Below are 2708 nucleotides of genomic sequence, written 5' to 3'. Positions count from 1 at the left end.
CCCTGCGACTGGAGCTTGACGAAGCGGTAGCCGGTCTCCGTCCAGGCAACGACGTTCTCGTTCTGATTGTCGAGAACGAACTCGCCCTTGTCGGTCTTCACCGTCAGCACCGCGTGCCCTTCGCCCTTCTTGTCGCGCACGACGGTGATGAGCAGGGCCTCGCGAGGCCAGYCGGCATCGATCAGCATCTTGCGCTTCAACAGCACGTAGTCTTCACAGTCGCCGTAGCCGTCCGACGGCAGCGACCATCTCTCGATCACGCCCCAGTGCTCCTGGTCGGTCAAAGGCTTGACGGTCTCGTTGACCCAGCGATTGACCTTGACGAGGTCGCGCCATGCGGCCTGCGACATCACGATGTCGCGCGGCTGCGTCGGCCCGCCCTGGCACTGAGCGGCATTGTCCGCACAGAACTCGACCCAGCCGATCGGCGCGCGCGTGGTGTCGCCGAGGCTCGCGTAGAGCAGACGGTTCTCACCGGCCTGCACTGTCGCGCTGATCCCGAAGAGCATGGCGGCGATCGCCAGCCTCTTCCCCTGTCCCCTGAAATCAAACATTGCGGCCCCCGTTTCTTGTTGGGACCACATTTCGCATGGAGCTTTTGAGTTGCCGCTAAGTCAGTCAAGTCAAGTCGAGACGAATACAAGTAAAACGCGCGGCGAATTCGATCTATACTTGAATCGAATTCGAATAAAATTCGAGATGACTGTAATTGATTCAAATTTTAGGAGTTAACGCGGAAACGCTGGCGGAACTGCTGCGCCGAGGCGCAAACAGGTCCCGCGTTAACCCGCACGGACCCGTCACCGCGCACGAAAAAGGCGGCGTCCGCATCGCGGAGGCCGCCTTTGAGGCTGGAAAATCAGTGGTTTTGGCGCGCGTTCGCTTTACCGCGCGGTAACGCTCTCTTCGAGTGTCTCGACCGGCTGCTCGTGCATGAACTCCAGCGCGAAGCCGTCTTCGAGGTTTCGGACCACACGGCCCTGGACCCGGCCGAGCAGCACGATCGATTTCAGCGGCGGGCGGTTCTCGGCGGCGATGGCCGCGCCCGACAGCGACAGGTCGATGATGCGGCAGGTCATCTTGGTGCCGTCTTCGAGCGTCAGCACCGCGATCGGGTTGCGCGGCACGATACGGTCGTGGCGGCGGTCCTCCGGCAGGTTGAGGATGTCGCGGTTGGCGAGCCAGGTGAGCTGGGCGGCGAGCTTGTCGCGCTTCCTGGGCGTTGCCCCGATCGTCATGGCGAAGCCATTGTCGATGATGCGGGTGATCTTGCCCTCGACACGGCCGATATGGTCGAGATAGGCGAYCACGCGGTCGCCGACATTGCCGATGCCGGGGGCGAGCAGGGMCAATCCGCCCGGCGACATGTTGATCACCTGGCAGGGGAATTCCCGGCGGTCCGGCAGCATGTAGCGGCCGAGCAGGTGCACTTTGACCCGCTGGAAACGCCGACGCTCCTCGGCGGCCGGAAGAAGTTTTTTGTTCGCCAACGCCATTTTCAACACCCGACCCCCCGCCCGGGCGGAGTCCGGCACGACCCTAAGGTGCATAGGGTTAATGCCGCGTTAGGATCGGGCGCGCCGGTCTCGGACGGACACAATACGCTCGAGAGCCCCATCAGCGGCGGGCAGGCCGGCCGCGCGTCAGCGCGCCCGGGTCGAGGGCCGCCGCTCAGGCCGGTCTTGTTCCCTGCCGATACAACCACAGCAGCAGCGCCAGCAGCACCGCGGCCGAGAGCCCGAGCGACCAGTGAATGCCGATCGCCGCGCCTGATAGCCCGACGGTGATGCCGCTGAAGGCCCGCATCCCGAGCCCGGCCATATTATAAAGGCCGACGACGCGGCCGCGGATGTCGGACGGCGCGTTCAGCTGCACCAGCGCCTGCGCCATGGTGTTGAACGACAGTTCGAAGAAGCCCGCGAAGAACAGCAGCACGATCGCGACGGGATAGACCCGCACCGCCGCGAAGCCGAGCAGCGCGGCGCTCCACAGCATCGCCAGCAGGATCGCGGTGCGCGGCGTGCCCTTGAGCCGCCCCCAGGATTCCARCGCGATGCCGGCGAGCAGCGCTCCGGCGGCGTCGGCCGCGAGCAGCACGCTGTAGGACACGCCGGGGTCGCCATGGCCGAGATCGCCGGCAAAGCCGGGCATCTGGGCGTGATAGGCGTTGCCGATCATGAACGAGGTGAGGCCGGCGAGCCACGTCATTGCGGTCAGTACCGGCTGCGTGCCGATGGCACGCATCGTCAGCACGATATCGGCAAGGCCGCGCACGGCGAAGCGCCGCACCGCGACGCTCTTGTCGCGCACCGGCGCCCAGAACAGCCACAGCAGCATCGGCAGGTAGAACAGCGTGTTGAAGATGATGCCGTGCGAGGTGCCGAGGGTGAGCATGATGACGCCGCCGACGGCAGGACCGACCAGGATGCCGAGATAGCGCGCCATCGCGTTCAGCCGCACCGCGCTCGGAAGATCCGCGGGGCCGACGAGGTCGTAGAGCAGCAGCTGGTTCGGCGTCTGCCACAGCACGCCGGCGCAGCCATGGATCACCAGAAGCAGCATCGCGTGCCACATCTGGATCGTATCCGTGATGAAGAAGAAGCCCCATCCGGCCGACGCCACGATGAACAGCAGCATGCCGCATTGGATGATGCGCCGCGGATCGAACCGGTCGGCGAGCCCGCCGACCGCGACCGAGAACAGCAGGA

Annotated in this window: 3 protein-coding genes; all 3 read right to left on the bottom strand. The window is 65.1% G+C overall.

Translation table 11 applies throughout. From position 1 onward, the window contains the following. On the bottom strand, positions 1 to 554 hold a 554-nt coding region (locus tag AC1D00_RS35470; protein ID WP_477013875.1), incomplete at its 3' end, for a transglutaminase-like cysteine peptidase. A 330-nt stretch (positions 555 to 884) separates the two neighbouring features. After that, the gene (locus tag AC1D00_RS35465; protein ID WP_477013874.1) at positions 885 to 1496 is read right to left on the bottom strand and encodes a PilZ domain-containing protein; all 612 of its coding nucleotides are present in this window, start codon (positions 1494 to 1496) and stop codon (positions 885 to 887) included. 175 nt (positions 1497 to 1671) lie between these two features. Continuing rightward, positions 1672 to 2708: MFS transporter (locus tag AC1D00_RS35460; RefSeq protein ID WP_477013873.1), on the bottom strand; the 1037-nt coding region annotated here is incomplete at its 5' end.

This window comes from Bradyrhizobium sp. P2_E8, assembly GCF_056403875.1.
This window is presented reverse-complemented; position numbering and strand designations above follow the sequence as displayed.